The organism is Carboxylicivirga caseinilyticus (assembly GCF_050589785.1).
Classification (GTDB): domain Bacteria; phylum Bacteroidota; class Bacteroidia; order Bacteroidales; family Marinilabiliaceae; genus Carboxylicivirga; species Carboxylicivirga caseinilyticus.
The window spans coordinates 76,608-99,460 of record NZ_JBNGOX010000013.1 but is presented as its reverse complement, the minus strand read 5'-3'; the positions used below and the strand labels follow the sequence as shown (position 1 = coordinate 99,460).

Below are 22,853 nucleotides of genomic sequence, written 5' to 3'. Positions count from 1 at the left end.
ATAAAACAATAAATGTGTTACTAACTTTTTCGAAAAAGTGAATAGTTACACAGGCCCTTCTTTTGGAAATGATTTTTATGTTATATATATTTAAAACACTTATAAGTGTATATAAGTGTATATAAATGCCTAACAAATAAAATACATTATAAAGAAGAAATAACAGTAATACTCCGTTTATTGGAGAGTTAGGCATTATTTTGAAACCCACACGAGTATTAATTGATGAGACAAAAGGATAAAATATTAGAAATTGTCAATTCAGCACAGCAAAAGTTAAGTTCAGAAAAACTTAGTATTATACTGAATGATTGCTTAAGAGTGGCAATGTTGCGTAATGATTTTGAGAATCAGTGGTGGCTTCACTGGGAGTTCTGTACTACAAATGGCGGTAATTGTAAAAAGAAATTTCCTGAGACAATAAGGCATAAGTTTTCAGTTGAAAAGTATCAGATACTTTGGAAAGAATACTTGGATGAATGGATTAATGAAAGAAGGGCTGAATCTATTAATTTAAATGTAGCAATAATAGAGTCTGATAAAATTTATTCACAATCAGTAATAGAAATAGAAAATAACTTAGAATTTGCTGAGAACTCAACAAGAAACCTTATCGTACCTAGTAATCTTGATTCAAAAAGAGCATATGAAATAGAAATCGAAAATTTTGAAGCTCGTCAAGTATTAGAATCATCAATCAAGGATTATAGAAATATTCTAGGACGTATAAAACTAAGAGCATCCAATTTCCTTAATGACACAGAATATGAACTACAAATGGGCAAAACATATTCTGATATATTTGCAAGGACTAAGGAACTCGTAGATATTAAATTAGCTGAGATTGCACCAGATGTACTGGAAAAATTCTTATCAATTAAAATTGAATCTGAGAATAAGGAAGAGTACGCACAAAGCCTTGTGACATGCAGACGTGTATTAAAGAGTTTCGCAGATAGCATTTATCCTCCGTCAAAAATTCCAGTAAAATGTTCTGATGGGAAAGAAAGGCTTTTTAGTGAAGAGAAATATATTGCTAGGATTTGGCAATTTATTCATGAAAATTTCGAAAAAAGTACATCAACATCTTTGATTCAAAATCAACTTTCTAGTCTTGGCAAAAGAGTTGACTATATATATGAGTTATCAAATAAGGGAATTCATGCAGATGTGGATGAACTGGAAGCTAATCAATGCATAATTCAAACTTACCTTATTCTAGGAGATATTTTGAGAATAAAAATGAAATAAAAACAATACCTAACAAACCGCAATAGTGCATAAGGGATTCAGAGCAGTTTGGAAGGTTAGCGACTTCGGCGAACAACGCCAAATCGTTGATTTGACTTTAAAATAAAATGAAAAGATAAAACCCAATCCAACGCTTCGGCTCCGCGCAATTTGAGAAGTAAGTAAGGTTAAATTTCCCTTACGCCCCATGCGGCAGGCCGTTAGCAAACATTTGAAAATGACAAAAAAGTTACTAATAATAATTTTGGGAATTCTCTTTCATTCTTGTCAAGAGAGAGAAAAATCTAATTCAGTTTCTCAAACAGCTGATGAAAAGAAATGGGATATTGAAAAATTAAACGATAGAGCTGTTCAACACCTTGATACTACTAAATGGGACATAAAGCTATTTAATCAAGACATTGAAACATATAATAAGTATTCCGAAATTTTTCAGAGTTATCCTTTAAACAAATCGCCTTTTCCAGTAGCTGAATATAACTATGCCGTATCCAGTATTCCTTTCTCGATTGAAATAGGTTCTACAGTTTTTAAAGGTGTTAGAATTGGCGAATATGAAACCCCTGAAAGCGAAAAAATAATAGATAAACTAACCTTACTGATTTTAACAAATGATAAGGATTCAGAAGAGACAACATTAGTTGACTCTCGAAATTATCCTTATTTGACTGCACAAGGAACATTTGAAGTAATAAACAATGAATTTGACTGGGTATTTTTCGCAAGCCCTGATGGGTATTCTACTTTGCTACTTAATATGAAACTTTTTGATTTAAGGTTTGGTGAAACTATCATAATTTATCCCCAAACAGACAAATCGTTCCTTTATGAACAACTTAAAGATTCACCGAATAATTATGAAAATTTTGAAGACTTCAAGAATTCAATAATGAACAACCAAAAAGTAAATAGACAACTGATTTCTGGAAAAAATATTAAATAAAAACGTTTGCTAACATGTGTTATAAACCATCGCAGGATTCAGTGATATGCTGATAAAATTGTACTTTAATAGCAAAACTAAACCATGATACATATAGCAAGCGTCGCCCATGCCGTTTCATTCCACTGGCCGTTAAAGCAAACACTAGAGAGATCTTAAAATGAAGAAGATTATATATATTATCATTGTATACATACTACTAATTCAAGAGTCATTTTGTTTAGGTCAAAAGACCGTGCCTATTTATGAATTTGGAGATTCAATTATTGAATATGAAACCAATTTTAAGAATTTATCTAATAATTGGATTATTAAAAATATAACTAATGCAGATGATTATATATTGGAAGACTTTTCATTTGTTGAAACTATTTCAGACTCCATTATTTTTAATCATTATCGCAACTATTTTTCAAGTATTCATCCACTTAGAAATAAAATGTCAATAAAATCCGGTGGCAATAGTTGGGGAGCGCATTATCGTAATACATACATTGAACCTCATTATATTTATAAAGAATTATTTAGTCAAGATCAACCTTCCCCAATACCCAATGAGTTATTTTCGGAAGATTTTAAGTCAGAGGGGATAGATATTTTGACACGCTATATTAATATTGATTCCCTTGATCTTAAATTCTATTACGCTGAAACTAATGAGTCTGTTTCAGAATATAAAAACGATAATAAAGGTAAATTGTATAAGAAAAGTGAGAGCGAATTTAAGAGCCAGCGAAGGGTTGCATTACCTGATTCAATTTCAATAAACTTCAAGGAAATCTATCTTGATCAAGTAAAAAGTATTGAGGATTTAACTATTCCAGAAAAGAGATCTTATTTACTTGAAGAATTGTTAAATCATAGAATCCTAACACAACTTGATTTCAATGATCGGATTGGAATTGGAGATAGAGTTTACAAAATTAAATTTAGCTATAAATCAAATCCTTATAATTGCTATGTAATTTGCAATGCCTTAACGAAGAAAGTTACATGGGATTATTTTTTTAAAGACATAATGGTTGATTCGAACAATTTCTTGGAATAATTCATATCAAAAACTTCGTGTATTAAGACGCTGGTATAATGCAAGGTGTGCTTTGCTCATCCAATAAAAGCAATCTAAAACGTAAAAAAGAAAAACCCAATAATCCCAGGATATGAAAAAGTTTAATTCTATACTGCTATGGTTTGCATTTACCACATCTCTTTCGATTGCTCAGAAGGATTCAACAATGGCATTAATTCCGGGAGGTGAATATTTAATTGGTAATAATATGCAAAATGGATTAGGTTTTAGTCCGGAGCATAAAGTAAAGATCGATTCCTTTTTAATTGATAAATACGAGGTTACCAACAGAGAATATCTAATCTTTTGCAAAGAGACCGGTTACCAATTGCCGGAATTCTGGAATACAAAAATATTTAAAAGCGGAGAAGACTTTCCTGACTATCCTGTTGTAGGGATCAATTACGGAGATGCAAAAAAATATGCCGAATGGGTAGGTAAAAGACTTCCAACAGAAGCAGAATGGGAGATTGCGGCAAGAGGTGGATTAATAGGGAAAGACTTCCCCAATGGAGATCAATCAGATCAGGAAAGAGCTAAACAGGAAACTACAGAATGGCAAAACCTGATTGAACCGGTTGGTAGTTATCAACCTAACGGTTACGGATTGTATGATATGTCGGGTAATGTTTGGGAATGGACTGCTGACAGGTTTTCTGAGACTTATTATAATGAGAGTGAATATAAAAATCCGCAAGGACCACAGCAAGGATCAAACAGAGTCATCAGAGGAGGAAGTTGGCATTCAGGAGCAATGTGCAAAAAAGTATTTTACAGAAAAGGATTAATCAGTAATTGGTGCGATTATGCTGTTGGTTTCAGATGTGCAAAAAACATTGAATAAAATCAATAAATACTAATTAACAAACACTTAAAATTTAATATAACTAACTATATTTAACCATCACAGCACTAAAAAATTCAATTTTTAAACAATGAAAAGCCAAATCACCTTACTTTTAATCACAGTTTTTAGCCTGAACTGTTATTCCCAAATTTCTTTTGAAAAAGGATATTTTATTGATAATAACGACCAAAAGGTCGAATGTTTTATCAAAAACAATGATTGGGACCTTAATCCAACCTTGTTTACTTATACATTAACAGAATTGGGAGAACAAAAAAAACTCACCATTAACTCTGTAAAAGAATTCACAATCAATAATAACGCAAAGTATATTAGAAGTACTGTAAATATTGACAGGTCAAAATATAAGAGTGGGGAGTTAAGTGATCAAAGGAATCCAATCTTTAAAGAAGAGACGCTTTTTTTAAAGGTTTTAGTTGAAGGTAAAGCCAATTTATATTTGTATAAAGATGGAATCGGAACAAGTTACTTTTATAATACCGACACTACAGAAATTGAACAATTAATTTATAAAGAATACAAAACAGGTGTAAATAAAGTTGCTGTTAACGAGAGCTTTAAGCAACAACTTTGGATTCATTTGCAATCACAATGCCTAACGCAAAATCAAATAAACAACACCCGATGCCGCAGGAAAGAATTGGTAGAAATATTCAAGGCTTATAACGAGTGCAATAATTCTGAATACATCACCTATGAAAGAAAACAAAACAAAAACTCTTTCAACCTTTCATTAAGACCCGGTTTAAATACCACTTCTCTCTCCTTTATTAACGCTGCATCCAGTTACAGAAATACTGATTTTGGCAATGAAACAACATTTAGACTCGGAATAGAAGGTGAATTTGTATTGCCATTCAATAGAAATAAATGGGCAATTATAATTGAACCAACCTATCAATATTTTAAATCTGAGAAAGACCATGCAACAGGCGATTATGTTACCACTGCCGACTATAAATCGGTTGAATTACCTGTTGGACTAAGACATTATTTCTTTTTGAACGATAATTCTAAAGTTTTTATTAATGGATCATTTGTTTTGGATTTTTCTGGAAATTCAAAGTTCTTATTTGAAAACGCTGGTGATTTAGAGATTAAAACAGGAATGAACTATGCTTTGGGTTTAGGATATAAATTTCAAAATAGATATAGCGCTGAACTGAGATATTTTACAAACAGAGACCTTTTCCAAAATTATATGAACTTTAGTAGTGAATATAAAACAATATCAGTAATTTTTGGATATACTCTGTTTTGAAGCAATATCAAAATTGTTATTTATGAGTGATTTAAACACCCAAACATCCTAAAAGATAGACATCTTTTGTATGAAGAAGATCATTACCTTTTTTTCCATAATTGTTTTATTACAGACAGCCAATGCACAGGATCTGGATCATTTAATGACACGAAGGTATATTAGCTGTCCTGACATTGAATATAATTGCTCCTTCTTAATTCCCGATTATTATCAACGAGGATTAAATGACAGTCTGAATTATGTTTTAGAATATTGGGAAAACAGATGTGGAATCAGTGATTTATTGTATCAGACTAAAACACTGGTTAATATCAAGAACCGAACCTTCAATGAAAAGGATATCAATGATGATTTGTTTACGAAACTGGTGGCTTACAGAAAACGAAAAGTAAATAATATATTCTATTCCGGAATGTATTCGAGATATTATCCAAGCGATTATACAAATGGATTATATAACAGTTTCTTAGAATCTTTATCTAATGATATCTTAAATCAAACGAACTTAACCCTGGAAGAAAAGTTTATAACTGATCTCTACTCCAATAAAACTAAATTATCTGATTTAGCAACAGACAAATATGCGGGTAATCGATTTAAAAATCAGTATGAGCAATTCGTCGATAGTATTAAACATCTTCCAGAATTTACTTTTACGATCTATTCCGGATTTTTTATTACTAATCAATCCGTTAACACAATAGGTAACAATGGAATAATTGGTTTTGGATTTGGCGGAATTTTTAACAAGAATTCTATTGATATGCTTCTGGATTTTAAGTTTGGGGGACCAAAAAAAGAATACGATGTACTCTACAAAAATTCAGTAATTACAACAAACGAATATACCGGGATGTATGTTGGATTGGAATATGGGCGGACCCTCCTCTCCTATAATAATTCAGAATATTATCTGTCAGGTGGTCTTGGTGGTGAAAGAATTACTGCTATTGCCAGAGATGATGAAAATGATATTGACCCTAAGTTTCTTTGGTCTCCCAATTATAGTGTAGGTATGGGTTATCGATACAGATATAACTATAAAAACTATTTATCCTTTCAATTTCGTTATCAGCATCTTGACTTCGATAATCCATCGGGTACCAAACTCGAAGGAAATACTTTTACGTTAAGAGTTCTGTGGATTATTTCATCTAACGGAATGAAAAGTTTATTACCAAAGTTATAAACAAGCTTAAAGTATTGCATTAATCTGTTCACTATTCTGGCTGCCTTATTCAGTAAAAGAAAAATATCATTTAAAAACCTACTAATACGATGAAAAGAATTTTATATTTTATTGTACTATTAATTTCAATATCAAGTTGTTCACATCGAATTGTAAGAAATGGGTATCAAATCTCGAAATCTGATTATAAGAATTGTGAGATTCAAATAACAAAGTTCATTAACTACAACGATTCAATTGAAAAAATTGGAGAAATTATATTAGGTGAATCAGGCATTTCAGTTTCTTGTAGTGAAGCACACGCTATTGAGATATTACAAAATGAAGGATGTGCTATAAATGCTGATTTAATTAATATAACAGAAGAGACCAGGCCCGATTTATGGAGCAGCTGTTATCGATGTAAAGCTGATTTTCTAAAATATAAAGATCCATCATCAAAACCATTTAAATCGGAATACTATCAGGAAGAAAATTTGAATAATAGGGTTTCAGATGACAGAGTAAGAAATACTGTTGTTGGAATATTTGCTGCCGTTTTAGGTTTTGCTTTAGGTTATTACTTATTTCAATAATAGCTATCCATATTGCAATGCATTAATTATTAGTAATGGATAAAAACTTAAGCCAGATTAAAACAGATATTTACGACAAACATTCCCTAACAATAACAAATTTCATAACAGAAAAAGAAAGTAAGGAATATGATGCTTGTCGGTTTCAATTGAATGGTCGGCATATCATAAGTAGAAGCGCAAAAATCACAACCAAAAAAAACGGACAATTCGTTACCTTTTGGAAAAGAATTAATAATAGTCCTATTCAACCTTTTAACTGCAATGATAAGTTTGACTATTTGATTGTAAATACCAGAATGAATAAAAAATTAGGGCAATTTGTGTTTCCAAAATCAGTATTGATTGATAAGGGAATAATATCAACAGAAAAGAGAGAAGGTAAAAGAGCATTTCGGGTTTATCCTAAATGGGATGTTGCAAAAAGCAAACAGGCACAGCTTTCTCAACAATGGCAGTTGAACTATTTCTATGAAATCACCAATTTAACAGACTTAAATAGAGTCAACGAATTGTATATTGGAAGATAAAGCGTAGTTTAAATTATTTTTAATCATATCTACCACGCAAAACAACAACAAAGTAAGTGTGTTATGACTTAGTGAACCAAATCACTAATATTAATCTTACACAACCTTTTAATTACTATGAAAAAAAAGACTTCAATTTGGATTATTAGATTTTTATTATTCCTGGGAACTGCTATCTCTTTGTTTTATGTACCGTGGCCTATTGTAATAGCCTGGCTAACACCAATGCCACAAACGATACAGGAACAAGTTGATAAAGCAACAGATTATGGATTTGACGGGATTATTGTTTGTGTGAATAAAACAGGTAACCATTCCGAATTTTATACTTCAGGCTACAAAAACAGAGAAACCCAAACTCCTGCCGACCCGAACTCATTATTTAAAATTGCCAGTGTTGATAAGCTTTATACGGCTTTAGCTATAGCCAAATTAGTTTCTGACGGTCAATTAGCACTAGACCAAAATCTTGCACATTATTTTCCAGACTTAAAGGATAGAATTGAAAATTCGGACAAAATCACCATTCGTATGATGGTTCAGCATCGCAGCGGAATACCCAATTATACTTCGACATATAATTATTGGGCTCATCCCAAAACAAACGATAACGAGCGTTTAGAACTTGTACTTGATTTACCTGCCAATTTCGAACCTGATACAGATTATGAATATTGCAACACTAATTACTTGCTACTATCACAGCTTATCGAAAAAGTCAGTGGTAAGAACAAATTTCAATACCTAAAAGAAAATATTTTAGATCCTCTGAATCTTAAAAACACTTACGGTTCCATTCATGATGTAAATATGGATGATGTGATGAGCGGCTATTATGTTGGTTATGAATACGACCTAAAAACTGACGATAACGATGCCATGCTGGCAACGGCAGAAGATTTAGCTAAGTTTATCCGGGCACTCAATGATGGTTCTGTTTTTAAAAACAAAGAAGAGCAGGAAATATATTCCTCAATTTACAAATTTGAACACACAGGACTAATACCCGGATATCAGACCATTGCAAGGTATTATGAAGATGTAGATGCTGTTGTTATTCAATTTACAAACACTGTGAATTTTGATGGATACAACTGGAACATGTCGGAAATAATGTATAATAGAATTGTAAAAATTATCAGAAGCAATTAAAGCCTTTATACCCCAGAATCAGAGAAAGCAATTCTACTTAAACTTCTAATCAAAACTTTCCATTTTTTATAATTAGCCTCCAGAGAAATGTTTATTTTTTACTACATTGACCACAATATTAATTTGTGTTACAGGCTGACGAATGCTTTAATCAAATTACAAAAAGAATAACCTTAAACTTAAATACAAATTACAAAATGGGTTTATTTAGCAAAATACGTGGCGAATTTATCGACATTATTGAATGGCTCGATGATTCAAACACTACAATGGTTTATCGTTTTGATCGCTACCAGAACGAAATTAAAAACGGTGCAAAACTAACTGTCCGCGAAGGACAAGTTGCTGTATTTATCAACGAAGGCCAGTTAGCCGATGTGTTTCAACCCGGAATGTATGAACTAACAACGGCCAACTTACCAATACTTTCCACATTAAAAGGCTGGAAATACGGATTTAACAGTCCTTTCAAAGCTGAAGTTTACTTTGTAAATACACGAAATATTACTGCTCAGAAATGGGGTACCAAAAATCCGATTACGATCAGTGATGCTCGTTTTGGTATGCTCGAAATTCGTTCATTCGGTACCTATGTGATTCGCGTAAAAGATGCACCTGTTTTTATCAAAGAAATTGTTGGAACAGATGGACATTTTACAACAGAAGAAATTGCAGAACAACTGAAAAGTATGATTGTGACGCGCTTTACCGATGCTGCTGCCGAAGCTGAAATACCCGTTGAAGCATTTGCCCGTAATTTAAATGAATTATCGGAGTACGTTCATAAAGTAATTGGACCTGAGTTTGAACAATACGGTATTGAAGTCACCAAGTTTTTGGTTGAGAATGTATCAATGCCGGAAGAAATTAAGAAAGAGATATTTGAGTTAAGTCGATTAAATGCGATTGATTTAAATAAACTGGCTCAGATGAAAGCAGCCAAAGCCATGGAAAAGGCAGCCGAAAACGAAAGCGGAACAGCCGGAGCCGGAATGGGTATGGGTATGGGCTTTGCGATGGCCAACCAAATGGGGCAAACCTTTGGCGGTGGACAACAACAGCAGCAAACGCAGTCAACGCCTCCTCCGGTACCTCCTGCCCTCACCTTCTTTGCAGTTATTAATGGTCAGCAAGCCGGCCCGTTTGATATGAATACATTAAAACAGATGGTGATGCAAAACCAACTTACAAAAGATGTATTGGTTTGGCGCGAAGGAATGGCAAACTGGACAGCCGCAGGTCAACTACCTGAGCTAAATAGTATTTTCGGAAGTGTTCCACCTCCAATACCTGGTCAATAATGGAAGAAATACAAGAACAGGAACTAAAAGTGGGCACATTTGCCTGTACCAGTTGTGGTGCCGATTTAAAATACAAACCTGGTACAGTTCATTTGAGTTGCGAATACTGTGGTGCCAGTAATGAAATTCCACAAATTGACGCAGACATTAAGAAGCTTGACTTTAATGCTTATCTGGCGAATCAATCAGAGTCCATTGAAACCAGTGTTGAGAGCTATGTAAAATGCGAAAGTTGTGGTGCATCATCCACCCTTGAGCCCAATGTTACTTCGGCTCTTTGCCCCTATTGTTCAACCCCTTTGGTTGTTGAACAGGCTAAGGACGAAAAAATAATTCAGCCAAAATCACTTCTTCCGTTCAAACTGGATAAGAACGGTGCAAAAGGTGAATTTAAGAAATGGATCAAGAAATTGTGGTTTGCTCCCAACGACCTTAAAAAAGCTGCGTTAAACTTCGATCATTTTAAAGGAGTTTACATCCCTTACTGGACATTTGATACCGATACTTTTACACGATACATTGGACAGCGTGGAGAGTATTATTATGTTACCGAGACCTATACAACTACCGAAAATGGTAAATCGGTTACAAAAACACGTCAGGTTCGAAAAACCAGATGGTACCCGGCAAGCGGCAGTGTAAAGCGATTTTTTGATGATATCTTAACGGTAGCAACAAAATCGCTTCCTCAAAAGTACATTTACAAACTTGAGCCCTGGGATTTACAGAATTTAATTCCGTTTGATAAGAGTTACCTGAGTGGTTTTATCACGGAAAAATATCAAATCGAATTAGAGGAAGGATTTGAAATTGCAAAAGGAATTGCTGAACCTGAAATACGCAGTTTGGTAAGACGAGATATTGGTGGAGATGAACAACGAATTATCTCAATGAACACTCAGTATGACGATATCACGTTCAAACATTTACTGTTGCCCGTTTTTGTAAGTGCATACAAGTTTAAAGGAAAGTTATACCAGTTCCTTGTAAATGGCAGAACCGGTGAAGTTCAAGGTCAACGACCATACAGTTGGATTAAAATTACCCTTACATCACTGGCTGTTGCTGCAATTATTGCCCTTATCATCTATTTCACTAATAACTAAATGTTATTCTGATAATATTCAGTCTGAGAACGGCTATTTAAATACTCTATTGTCGGCAACTTTAGGTTGCCGACAATAATTTTTTTAAACACAAATAATATTAAATCTTCTCTGAAGCTCATGTACTTTACCTAATTTGATCATGAATAAAAGCTAATTGATAAATAATATAATTAAAGACTAACTCGATTTTACTTTATTTCAATTCCAAAGATCTTTTTTAAAAATAGACCTAACAAAACGGCCTTCTTTATCTATGAAAAAACAAAAACTAATGCAAGGCGTTACAATAATTCTCCTTATTCTAACTGGTGTTGTATTTGCACTTCAGTATAGAAATGACAAAGAAAAAATTGAAATTCTTAATGGAGAAATTGAAACTCAGAAATCACGCATCGTTTTACTTAGTGATGAAAAATCTTATCTGGAATCACAACTTGAAAACTCAAACACCAATTTGAAAAATTTTGAGCACGATAAGTACGCAACTGAATTAAATGATTATGAGGACTACATAACAGATTCGTTGATACGTTCAATTGAAAAATTCGAATTAGATAGTTTTGATTTATCAATCAGAAAAATTACCAAATATGAATTTAATAAACTGATAACTGATAATAATTCAAATAAATTTGAAGGTATTCTCCATATGAATTGGAAAGCAAAACCTAATGAAAATGTTAAGAGAATCAACAATTCGACATTCGTGTATAAAATTGATTCTGAAAGGATGGATACTTTAAAAAATAAGGATATAGGAAAAATGAGTTTTTCAACCTATAAATATGCAGGTTTTATCGAAGAAATAAATTCTTACTTATTTGCTGTTCAATACTATGAAGCTCATGATTGTATTTTAATCAGTAAAAATACAGGTGAAAAGATAAATTTAAATCATCATATCGTTTCATCAGCTAAACACCAAATATTAGTTACTTATGATTGGGATGAATGGACTTATACATCTGGAGGTATAACCTTCTATGATATTATTGATAAGAAATTAAAAATAAGGTTTGAATTTGATCCACCAGGGACTAACTCATATATTTCAACTGGATTTTATTGGAGCTTCAGTGATATTTACATAACAAACAGAAATTCAATTACTTTCAAGTGTCAATTTCAGGATTATCGGACTTCAAAAACATATTGGTGCTATGCCGTATTTGAAATCAAAGAAAAAGTAAATTTACCAACAAACTAAAATTGTTTTCATAAAACCTAAGTAACTAAAAACAATGAGTAAAAAAGTCTTGGAAGAAAACCTGGAATTAACCGAAACTGAAAGAAACTGGTTAACCAGAATAGATTTTGCAGATACTTTTTCAACCACTAATCATACGAATAATTTAAAGGAAATTACAAATCTTGTTTTTAACACCACCCCTCCGTGGGTAAAAACATTGTTTACCATTCGAAATAAAATGGTTGAAATAATTGGAATTAAAACCAAAATACCGGACGATTATAATGAAGACTTCAAAGTAGGTGGATATGTGAAATTTTTTAAAATATATTCTATATCCGAAAATGAAGTTGTACTTGGAGCTGATGATTCGCACCTTAATTTTCGTGCAATTATAAAAAATGACCATACCGATAAGTATAACATCAAAGTAACAACATTGGTGGAATACAATAACTCAAACGGTAAAATGTACATGAAAATCATAAAACCTTTTCACAGGCAAGTTGTCAAAAGATTAGTTGCCAATGCCTGTAATGAAAAATAACAAACATAAACTCACTAATTACTCTGAAAACTAATCTTGCATTCAACGATTAGCCATCTTAATTAAATAGAAAACCGACACCAGGTTGTTGAATCAACTTTAGGTGTCGGCTTAGAAAAAGGATCATTAATAAGCTACTTCTTTCAATGTAAAGTAAATCTTTACTTTTCCTTTATCCTGCATGATTCTGCTTCGTTCTCCACTACTCACATTAATATTACTGACATATATTTTCTCATCAATACCACCAAGATGATTATCATTTACCAAATCTTTCCGGTAAATATCTGCAGTTATTCGCGCATAAACATTTTCGGGATCAAGCTTGTATAAATCAGTAACGGTAAAATTCTTTCCATTGATGGTATACCTGCTATTTTCAGAGAGTTTGATTGCATTGTCACGACTTACCGACCATTCTTTACTTCCCAATGATTGATTGCCATCAAAATATTCAATTTTGATCTTTCCATAGGTATCCCACGAACTGACAAGTCCAGCATCAAAATCCTTTACTTCTATTGCATTAATTGATGCAAAATACTTTTGATATGCCACATCGCAGTTGCGAATCGGATATTCTGACTGTAGAACGACCCGGGCAACAGGAGTACCTTTTTTCAGATATCGTAATTTGTAAGCGATTGGGGCACCAGGGTTATTTCTATCGTAATTTCCTCCCTGACTAATATACTTGTAAATTCCCTGAGGACCTTCTATTACACCCACAGCATCAGCTGCTGATCCTCCAATAATAACCGCATTAATCTTTGATTCTGTGATAATCTTTTCATAGTTAGTCTCTACTTCCCCATCAACCGAGTTAATGGTAGCTTTAAAAGCTGCATCAATTTCAGTTTGTGTTCGGTTTGTTTCTACCGTATAAATAACCATGCGACCGTATGCTACTGTTGCCACATAAACCGGACATGTACTTCCAAATACACTTGAATCCGGAGCTTTCGCAAAAAAGTCACCAGGATTTGCAGGAGGATCCACATCAATGGTATAATAGGTTTGAATAAATTTAACTACGAAACGGTTCGAATAAGTAGAATTGCTAAAATCAAATGAACCAGAAACTGATTTATTAGCGACCCTGTAATTAGCACCTATTGCTATATTTAATTGCTCCTCAGAGTATACATTACTTATTTCAAAACTAACCCTGGCTGCCGTTCCGCCGGTTACCTCCTGATCAAGAATCGTTTTAATTCCCTCACGCACTGACGACAAGGTAGGATTATTCACTGTTACTACCGGACTACCACTAATATTAGTAAGCGACGCTGAAAGTGTTACCGCATTACGATCAGAAATGATAGGTTCATAAGCCCCCGTTGGTATGGTTTCACCTTTTAAAATCGCCCCCGGGAAAATAACATCGGTTGATGGGTCCAAAGCCACCATCTCATCAAATCCTGTAGATATTGAATAAGTAGTAGTAACACACTCCAATGACTGATCATCTTCATCCCTCATCGGATCAGACAACCCCACTTCAACTTCACCACTCTCATCCGGTTGATTGAATTCTGTCAGGCTTTCCAATACTTCATTAATTTCATTCTTGTCAACATCATTTATTACATCATCGGTTGAACAAGCAGTCACCAACAATGCCAATAATAAAACTTCTTTACTTTTAAAAATCCTTCTAATTCTCATAGACAATAGTATTACGATTCAACACTTCAAAACTATTGCTAACCTTGCCTAAAAGCGAATTATGGGCATTGACAAAATATGGACAGAAGTAAAAAATCAACATTTAAAGAGTCTGCTTGTTGTACATCTTGAAAACTTTTAACCTAATCAGGATGAAAATATCAAAAGGCATCTTACTGATCCTATTTTTATCAATCTTTTGCCTGAAATATAGTATTGGACAGAACTATTTAACAATTCTGGACAGTGCAATTGTAAACCCCATTAAAAAGGCTGAACAATGTCTTGAAAGAGGTGACTCTGCCTGTTATAAATATTTCCGGTTGGCCATTGATGAGGCGAATAGACAAGGCGACTCTGTTTCGGCGATGACCTATAAAGAGATAGTTTTTAGTATATTCAATTTTGGCACGCCTGAAGACTGCAGAAAATTAATAAAGACAGCACTTACTGAAGTTGACTCATTAAGGTTTCCAGGGATTACAAGTATCTATTACCGACGAATGGGCATGACATACATGCGTACCGAAGTATTCGACAGTGTTTTTCCATATCTCGACAAATCTTTAGAGTTAGCCAGAATGGCCCACGATACCCTGCAAATTGGCATTACCTACCTAACCACAGCCGATGCCTATCATTTACAGGGTAAAACAAAACGAGGTCTTGAGATTCTTACTGAAGCTAAACCTTTTGCCGAAAAAGGATCTGAATTCACGAAGATTGGTCTAATCTTCATTGCCGGAAGTATTTACCTCACCAATAAAGACTATGAGCAAGCCCGACTAAAATATGAAGAAGCTATGGACGCGACACGGTCGGGAAGCAAAAACATCTACTTTATGGCCATGATCAATTGGGCTGTTGCTATGAATGAGTTAAATAAGCCCCGAATGGTAGCTGATAGTTTGCCTCAGGCTATCAAACACTTTAAAGGAACCTTTCAGGAACATCCGGCAAAGGCACAACTCTCACATGCCTTATATCTTTTGGGAGATCATAGAAAAAGTCTGGATCTGGCATTGGAAGAACTCAATTATAAACCTCAACTCGATTATCAGTTTATTACTTTAAACCGAAAACTGGCTGCCAGAAATTATCTGGCCTTAAACAATCCAGTTAATGCACTTGAAAATGCTTCTTTAGCACTCGAGAATGAATTAGAACGAAAAGATCTGGATGAAGAGCTTATTGAAGCATACATACTAAAGGCCGAAGCGTTAAAATTGAATAACCGAACGGAAGAAGCCTATAATATTTTAAACAAATCAATTGAGTTAAACGATTCCCTATTTGCCATTTCAAAACAAAAGGAGATTCTTAATCTTCAGGAATATTATGAAACAGAAATGCGCGAAAGTAAGATTGATCTTCAACAAAAGGATATTTCGCTCCTTCAGGCAAGGTCCAAGGTGGATAAGCTTCAAAAGATTCAGTATGCATTTGGAATGATGGCCTTTGCAATGATTTCATTGTTCCTGTATTTTATTTCACGCCAACGTATTCGTAAAAAAGAGCAGGAACGTAAAAAACAACAGGAAGTATTTGATCAAAAACTAAATTTTAAGAAAAAAGAACTGGCCTCTCAAACCTTGCACCTTTTGCAAAAGAACAGTTTTATCCAGGAATTAAATGATAATCTTGAAAACCTGAAAAACATACCCAAGGAGTTTGATAAGGATTACAAAAGGATTCAGCTGATGCTAAAACGAGAAGCGGCCTCTGATAATTACTGGGAAGCATTTAAGACCTATTTTAAGGAGGTCCATAATGACTTTGACAAAAAGATTCAATCTGTTTATCCGGGTATTTCAGAAAAAGAATTAAGACTTGCCTCTTTTCTTAAAATGAATTTAAGTACCAAAGAAATAGCTGATTTAATGAATGTGTTACCCGATAGTGTACTAAAATCAAAGTATCGGTTAAAACAAAAATTGAATTTAGATAAAGAACAGGATTTGTATGAATATCTGTTAAGTCTTTAGTTGCTTTTAGCAATCAAAAACCATATTACATATAAACCTCATTTTGAATACGAAATATAAAAATACATCTGTTGTTTTAGAAATAATTTCACAATACGCAGACAGTTATAATAGAATATTTCTATGTAGGTTATCAGATAATAGTTACCTTTATATCGAAATTTAGAATAACATCATATCGATTACAATATTAGTACTTGATATGTTTATCCTTTTTCAGAGAATTATTGAGTGCAAGAAAAAGAAAAGTCCGTATCAGATTATTCCTTCTCAATTTAAAACTGCACCCCAACATCAGGCTTTGATCGATAAAGCTAGATTTCGTTTTTAAAGGAAGATGCATTAAACATGTATTTTAAAAGTGCATAAACGACCAAACAATATCGATCAAACTCAGTTATAAAAATATAAACCAGAGGAATTTATTCTTCGCAAATGAAATATTAATTGGATGGCAAGATCACAGGAAACATTTGGAAAAAAAGAAGTAAGAAACAAAAAAGAGAAAAAAAGAAAAGATAAAGAGCAACGCAAGCAATTAAAAAAAGAACAAGGTAAAAAGGACTTTGATGACATGATTGCATGGGTTGATGAAAATGGTATGATCACGTCTACTCCTCCTGATCAAACTCAGAAAACAGAAGTTAAAGCAGAGAATATAGAAATAAGTGTTCCTAAGGCTGAAAATCGAAATATTATCACAACCAGAACGGGACGTGTTAACAATTTTGACGAGTCAAAAGGCTTTGGTTTCATCATCGATTTAGATACGAAAGAATCAATTTTTGTGCATATTAATGATTGTTTGGAACCGTTGAAGGTTGGAAACAAAGTTGAATTTGAAACAGAAAAGGGACTTAAAGGATTAAAAGCCGTAAAAGTTAAACCTATTTCATAAAATTCAATCTTATTCGGGTGTGAAATATGAGCTAATTGAGTAAAGTAGGGATAATACTCAATACGAGTTAAATATCAGGCATTTAATTGACTATGAAAATTACTGATACATTGAAGAATTTCAATTGAAACCGATAAAACTGATATTAACCATTGAGGCCATAAATGCTTCTGCCATCCAATGTTATGCAGTTGATTCAAATGATATTATTTCTTATTTCTCATATTATCCCGGGCTGAACAGAACTGATTTCTCCAACAATAACAAGCTGACTGACATACTTATCAAAAACAAATTTCAGCTAGAAAAGGTAATGCTGTCAGCTTCTAAACGTAAAATAAAAGTCGGACAAAAGATAAACTGTGTTTTCATCACCGACTTTAATTTCTTAAACGAATCAGATTACAACCAATTTATACGTCTCGACAGGCGAAACGGAATATTGAATATTTCAAGTAGCCCTGATGAAACAAAAGATATCTGTAAATTATATGCAGACGGTTCTTTTGCCTCTGAATCCTTTACATCAGGTTACGGCATAATTATCGATTACAACGATGGTCAAACCAATGTTATTAACCAATCATTTACTGGTGGCAGCAGTAATTTAATGGAACTTAAAGCCGTACAGAAAGGATTAAAACAATTAATAGAATTTGAAAGGATACAGGTTAATACCGATAGCCGTTATGTGATCAGAGGTATGGTTCAATGGATGCATTTCTGGAAATATAACAATTGGCAAACAGCCTCGGGAAGTGAAGTTAAATTTGCAGAAGTCTGGAAAGATTTGAATGCGATTACCGATGGAAAACTCATTGAATTCAAATGGATTAAAGGTCATTCAGGCCACACCTTGCAAGACTTTTGTCATATACTGGCTAAAGAAAGTGCAATCACTATTCAGGGTAATAATAAGAAATAAAAAAAGGATGGCCAGACCATCCTTTTCTTGTTTTATTTTAATAACCCACTTCGTTTTAACAAGGGTTCTATTGAAGGCTCTTTTCCTTTAAAATTCTTATATAAAGTCATTGGGTGTTGGGTACCCCCTTTCTCCAAAATTTCTTTTCTGAAGCGATTGGCAGTTTCCTTGTCATAGATTCCATTCTCAAGAAACGAATCAAATGCATCGGCATCCAGCACCTCAGCCCATTTATAGCCATAATAACCGGCAGCATAGCCTCCATCGAAAATATGGGAGAAACCCGTTGAAAATGCAGTTCCAGCCACTTCAGGAAACAATTCAGTTACTTGCATCGCCTCCTTTTCAAAGGTAACCACATCACCTTCAAAAGATTCCTTTAATGAGTGCCAAGCCATATCAACCAAGCCAAAGCTCAATTGACGTACCGTTGCATAACCACTCTGATAATTATCACTGTCGATAATTTTTTGAATCATCACCTGAGGTATCACTTCTCCAGTTTGATAATGAACCCCTACCTCCTCAAGCCATTCCCTTTGGGTAGCCCAGTTTTCCATTATCTGTGAAGGAAGTTCAACAAAATCACGATAAACATTGGTTCCTGATAAACTTTGATATTTAACATTACTCAACATACCGTGCAAGGCATGTCCGAACTCATGTAAAAAAGTTTGTACCTCATTAAATGTCAGTAACGAAGGTTTATCACCTGTTGGACGAGTAAAGTTACAGACAATTGAGATCTGAGGACGAACCTCACTGTATTGATCACGGAAGGATGTCATCCATGCTCCACCCTGTTTACTGGGTCGGGGAAAATAATCAACATAAAAGACACTTAAGAAGCTACCATCCTGATCAAAAACCTCAAAAACCTTCACTTCATCGTGATATTTTGAAATCTCATTGGTTTCTTTAAACTGTAATCCGTATAAGCGGGAAGCTAATCCAAATACTCCTTCTTCCACCTTCTCCAGTCTGAAATAAGGCCTTGTTGCCTCATCATCCAGACCATATTTTTGAGCCTTCAGTTTCTCAGCATAAAATGGATAATCCCACCTTTCGAGCGGTTCTTTCAAACCATTCTGTTGTGCAAACTCCTCTACTGCCTTCACATCCTCATTTCCCACCAGATATGAAGCATCCAGGAGTTCCTGTAAAAACTCATTTACTTTTTCCGGATGTAACGCCATATGCTCTTCAAGAACATAATGAGCATGTGTTTCAAAGCCTAATAATTTAGCCTTTTCCACTCTCAATGAAACCATCTTTTTAATGATTTCCTTATTATCATGTTCATTATTATTATGACCACGTGTCGAATATGCCATGTACATCTTCTTGCGTAAATCTCTACGGGCAGAATATTTCATAAAAGGTACATAGCTTGGAAAATGGAGGGTAAAAATCCATCCATCCTTCTCCTGTGACTGAGCCAACTCCTTGGCAGCAGATCTCAGACCATCTGGCAATCCTTGTAATTCATCTTCTGTAGTTAGATGAAGCTGAAATCCATTGGTCTCAGCTAAAAGGTTCTCTCCAAATTGAAGACTCAAACGAGACAATTCACTGGTTATTTCGCGGTATTTTTTACGCGCCTCGCCTTTAAGTAAAGCTCCTTTGCGAACAAAGGCCTTATAGGTATCATCCAATAATTTTTCTTCTTCAACAGAATAAAAAGAAGAAGCCTTTTTATCATACACACTTTTTACTTTTGCAAACAATGCTTCATTTAACCATATGTCATTCGAATACTCAGTCAACATTGGTGATACCTCACGAGCTATGGATTGTATTGTCGAATTGGTTTCAGCATGATTAAGATTGAAAAATAAACTACTTACAATTCCCAGCTGACGGCCGGCTTCTTCCATTGCTTCAATGGTAATATTAAAATCGGGTTCATTGGAATTTTCAACAATGGAATTAATATGTCCTTTACCTTCTTCAATCAATGCTTTAAACGCAGGCAGATAATACTCCTCCTTAATTGAATCAAATGGAGGTGTGTTATGTTTGGTTTCAAATGTTTTTAATAATGGATTTATCATGCTATTATTTTTTACAATCTTTAATTTCTTACAAAAATAATGAAGTAAGAACTGTTTTAAATACATTTAAACAACAAACCTTTTTAATTATCGTTCGTTAAAAAGTGTAAAGCATGTTTAAATTTTGAATATATTCGTTTTAAACATCTATTAATCAAAAACAACAAACTACCAAAATGCTAAATCGACTTATTACAATTACCATTGTTTTAACCGTCCTATCATCACCCTTCTATGGCCATGCCCAGACAAACGAATTAAAAAAACACCTGAATGAGAAAGAAATTAAAAAACTTTCATCGTCAGAAAAGTTAATTAACAAAGGGAATAAGCTAATAGATGCAGTAAAATCCATTCAGGAAGAAGTAGATGCTTTAAAAAATGCGGATGGAAGAATTAAAACAAACAAGATAAATAAGCGAAACAAGAAAATTGCAGAAGCTAAATTAAAGGCAGCTATCTTTTATGAAGACGGATATGCAAAGCATATTGGTGTTTTGGATAAAAGAATAAAGGAATTAGAAAATCAAGGTAATGCTGAAGCTTCGAAAACCCGAAATGAAGTAAAATCGCTAACAAAAAAAGCCAAAAAGCAATACAATAAATCAGAACGTCTTTCTTCACCTGAGGATATGATTGAAATGGTTGAGTTGGCACAGGAGAACCAGGGTAAAGCGATTGAATTACAGGAAAGATACCTCTTATCAGTTCTTGACAATCAGCCTGAGGAAAAACCAATAGTAGAAGAAGCTGAAACAGTAATTTCAAATGTACCCGAAGAAGTTACAGATACAACTACTATTGTAGAAACTACTACCCTTGTTTCTGAACCAGTTGAAGAAATAACTACCGGGAGTGAAACTATTAATGAATCTATTGCAGAAGTTGAAACTCCTATTGTTCCAGTTGCAGGCGCTACCGGAAGTGAAACGATCATTGCAACAGTTGCAAATGAAGTATTACAAACCGAAACAACTGAACAAGCAACACCTGTGGTTGAAGAAATAATCGAACCTGTTGTCACTGAACCTGTCAAACAAGTAAAAGACGTGTTTTTAACTATACAGTTTTTGGCAGATAAAGAAAAGGCATCAGAAGAAAAACTACAACAAGCTTATAGTGGCAATCTGGAGATAATCGAAAAAACCGGAAGCGGCTGGTACAGATATTCGGTTGGTAAATTTACAGATGTTACAAAAGCGCGCGAAACCATGCAAAATGAAGGAATTAAAGGATTTATTGTAGCGTATAATAAAGATGAACGCATTTCGGTAAAAGAAGCATTGGAAATAATTAACAATCAATAATTGAAATAACTTACCACACATCAATAAAAGTGAAAACAACATGAAAAAAAGTCTGATTTATTTAGGTACTATCCTCTTATTGATAGCAGGAAATATAAATGCTCAGAAGAACATGCCTTTGGATCTTTTGAAAGGAGGCGTAAATGATGCTAATGCAATTGCAAAAGAATATCTAAGACCATACGGTGAGATGCTAGGTGTTAATCTGAACAGTGGTTGGTACAATTCTGCAAAGGTTCATAAACTGGCAGGTTTTGATATTACAATATCTGGAAGCTACACAACAGCACCCAGTTCAAAAGAGAGTTTTGATATTTCAAAACTTACTTTGGAACAGCTACAGGTAATGGATGGTTCGACAATTGCACCAACCATGGCTGGTGATAAGGGAAGAGAAATTGCATTTGAACACAAGGATGTACCCGGACAGGAATTGGTTTCGTTGAAAGGTTCCGGAATGAATACCTTTGTAAGTCCTATGGTACAAGGAGCTGTTGGCCTGCCTTTCCATACCGAAATTATGGGTCGTTTCATGCCTCGTGTTGAATACGGTGATTATGGCAAGGCATATATGTGGGGATTGGGATTAAAACATTCATTGAAAGACTATATTCCTTTTGTTAAAAGAATACCAGTTCTTCAATTATCAGCTTTGGCAGCCTATACGCATTTTGAATCAAAGCTGGGTGTTGCGGGTGAAGTTGGAAGCGGTAACCTTGAAACGATGGCCAATGCTTATACAGGACGTATTTTAATTGGAGCTAATCTGCCTGTTATAGCATTTTATTCAGGTGTTGGATATGGAAACACGAAAAGTAGTTTTGATGTAATAGGAGATTTTGGAGATTTACCAAATAACCCGATTGCTCTTGACTATTCCACAGGAAATTTCGATTTTAACGTAGGAATGAGACTTCGCTTAGCGATTTTCTCTATTCATGCTGACTATACTGTTGGTGATTACTCAGTTATTACAGCTGGTGTAGGCATCAATTTCAGATAATTGAACTCAAAGGAGCTGTCGGTTTA

The 22,853-nt window shown here is 34.0% G+C and carries 20 protein-coding genes; 18 read left to right on the top strand and 2 right to left on the bottom strand.

Annotated features, from left to right (window positions below):
* The first annotated feature begins 225 nt into the window (after positions 1-225).
* The 13 genes from ACRD62_RS09015 (at position 226) to ACRD62_RS08955 (ending at position 12,987) form a co-directional block, all read left to right on the top strand.
* Positions 226-1,251 carry a hypothetical protein gene (locus ACRD62_RS09015; protein WP_430819805.1) on the top strand — a complete coding sequence of 342 codons (1,026 nt, stop codon included), beginning with the start codon at positions 226-228 and terminating at the stop codon, positions 1,249-1,251.
* 217 nt (positions 1,252-1,468) lie between these two features.
* Positions 1,469-2,194: a hypothetical protein gene (locus ACRD62_RS09010; RefSeq protein ID WP_430819804.1), complete on the top strand. Its 726-nt coding sequence runs from the start codon at positions 1,469-1,471 to the stop codon at positions 2,192-2,194.
* A gap of 160 nt (positions 2,195-2,354) precedes the next feature.
* Positions 2,355-3,242 (top strand): hypothetical protein, encoded by an 888-nt coding sequence (locus ACRD62_RS09005; RefSeq protein WP_430819803.1) that lies wholly within the window; start codon positions 2,355-2,357, stop codon positions 3,240-3,242.
* A 112-nt stretch (positions 3,243-3,354) separates the two neighbouring features.
* Positions 3,355-4,107, top strand: coding sequence for a formylglycine-generating enzyme family protein (locus tag ACRD62_RS09000; protein WP_430819802.1), 753 nt, complete (start codon positions 3,355-3,357; stop codon positions 4,105-4,107).
* 91 nt (positions 4,108-4,198) lie between these two features.
* Positions 4,199-5,392: a hypothetical protein gene (locus tag ACRD62_RS08995; protein WP_430819801.1), complete on the top strand. Its 1,194-nt coding sequence runs from the start codon at positions 4,199-4,201 to the stop codon at positions 5,390-5,392.
* Positions 5,393-5,462: 70 nt separating this feature from the next.
* The gene (locus ACRD62_RS08990; RefSeq protein ID WP_430819800.1) at positions 5,463-6,584 is read left to right on the top strand and encodes a hypothetical protein; all 1,122 of its coding nucleotides are present in this window, start codon (positions 5,463-5,465) and stop codon (positions 6,582-6,584) included.
* Positions 6,585-6,673: 89 nt separating this feature from the next.
* Entirely contained in the window at positions 6,674-7,159 is a 486-nt protein-coding gene (locus ACRD62_RS08985; RefSeq protein ID WP_430819799.1) for a hypothetical protein, read from the top strand.
* A 35-nt stretch (positions 7,160-7,194) separates the two neighbouring features.
* The gene (locus ACRD62_RS08980; protein WP_430819798.1) at positions 7,195-7,689 is read left to right on the top strand and encodes a MepB family protein; all 495 of its coding nucleotides are present in this window, start codon (positions 7,195-7,197) and stop codon (positions 7,687-7,689) included.
* 117 nt (positions 7,690-7,806) lie between these two features.
* Entirely contained in the window at positions 7,807-8,841 is a 1,035-nt protein-coding gene (locus ACRD62_RS08975; protein ID WP_430819797.1) for a serine hydrolase domain-containing protein, read from the top strand.
* 197 nt (positions 8,842-9,038) lie between these two features.
* A complete protein-coding gene (locus ACRD62_RS08970; protein WP_430819796.1) occupies positions 9,039-10,142 on the top strand; it encodes an SPFH domain-containing protein in 1,104 nt (367 codons plus the stop codon).
* Positions 10,142-11,248, top strand: a complete 1,107-nt coding sequence (locus ACRD62_RS08965; RefSeq protein WP_430819795.1) for a TFIIB-type zinc ribbon-containing protein — start codon at positions 10,142-10,144, stop codon at positions 11,246-11,248. The genes ACRD62_RS08970 and ACRD62_RS08965 overlap by 1 nt, the downstream gene beginning before the upstream one ends.
* 256 nt (positions 11,249-11,504) lie before the next feature.
* Positions 11,505-12,458, top strand: coding sequence for a hypothetical protein (locus ACRD62_RS08960; protein ID WP_430819794.1), 954 nt, complete (start codon positions 11,505-11,507; stop codon positions 12,456-12,458).
* 34 nt (positions 12,459-12,492) lie between these two features.
* Positions 12,493-12,987, top strand: a complete 495-nt coding sequence (locus ACRD62_RS08955; RefSeq protein ID WP_430819793.1) for a DUF2867 domain-containing protein — start codon at positions 12,493-12,495, stop codon at positions 12,985-12,987.
* Positions 12,988-13,113: 126 nt separating this feature from the next.
* Here the strand turns inward: ACRD62_RS08955 and ACRD62_RS08950 are convergent, their stop codons facing one another.
* Positions 13,114-14,655 carry a thiol-activated cytolysin family protein gene (locus ACRD62_RS08950; RefSeq protein WP_430819792.1) on the bottom strand — a complete coding sequence of 514 codons (1,542 nt, stop codon included), beginning with the start codon at positions 14,653-14,655 and terminating at the stop codon, positions 13,114-13,116.
* A gap of 152 nt (positions 14,656-14,807) precedes the next feature.
* Here ACRD62_RS08950 and ACRD62_RS08945 point away from each other — a divergent pair, with 152 nt between their 5' ends.
* From ACRD62_RS08945 to ACRD62_RS08935, 3 genes are all read left to right on the top strand, one after another.
* Positions 14,808-16,640, top strand: a complete 1,833-nt coding sequence (locus tag ACRD62_RS08945) for a tetratricopeptide repeat protein (RefSeq protein WP_430819791.1) — start codon at positions 14,808-14,810, stop codon at positions 16,638-16,640.
* 451 nt (positions 16,641-17,091) lie between these two features.
* Positions 17,092-17,538: a cold shock domain-containing protein gene (locus tag ACRD62_RS08940; RefSeq protein ID WP_430819790.1), complete on the top strand. Its 447-nt coding sequence runs from the start codon at positions 17,092-17,094 to the stop codon at positions 17,536-17,538.
* Between the two features lie 124 nt (positions 17,539-17,662).
* Positions 17,663-18,463 (top strand): ribonuclease H family protein, encoded by an 801-nt coding sequence (locus tag ACRD62_RS08935; RefSeq protein WP_430819789.1) that lies wholly within the window; start codon positions 17,663-17,665, stop codon positions 18,461-18,463.
* 32 nt (positions 18,464-18,495) lie between these two features.
* Here the strand turns inward: ACRD62_RS08935 and ACRD62_RS08930 are convergent, their stop codons facing one another.
* Positions 18,496-20,517, bottom strand: coding sequence for a M3 family metallopeptidase (locus ACRD62_RS08930; protein WP_430819788.1), 2,022 nt, complete (start codon positions 20,515-20,517; stop codon positions 18,496-18,498).
* A gap of 176 nt (positions 20,518-20,693) precedes the next feature.
* Between ACRD62_RS08930 and ACRD62_RS08925 the strand changes: the two genes are divergently transcribed.
* Both ACRD62_RS08925 and ACRD62_RS08920 read left to right on the top strand, forming a co-directional pair.
* Positions 20,694-21,824, top strand: coding sequence for a hypothetical protein (locus ACRD62_RS08925; RefSeq protein WP_430819787.1), 1,131 nt, complete (start codon positions 20,694-20,696; stop codon positions 21,822-21,824).
* A 40-nt stretch (positions 21,825-21,864) separates the two neighbouring features.
* A complete protein-coding gene (locus tag ACRD62_RS08920) occupies positions 21,865-22,827 on the top strand; it encodes a DUF6588 family protein (RefSeq protein ID WP_430819786.1) in 963 nt (320 codons plus the stop codon).
* The last annotated feature ends 26 nt before the right edge of the window (positions 22,828-22,853 follow it).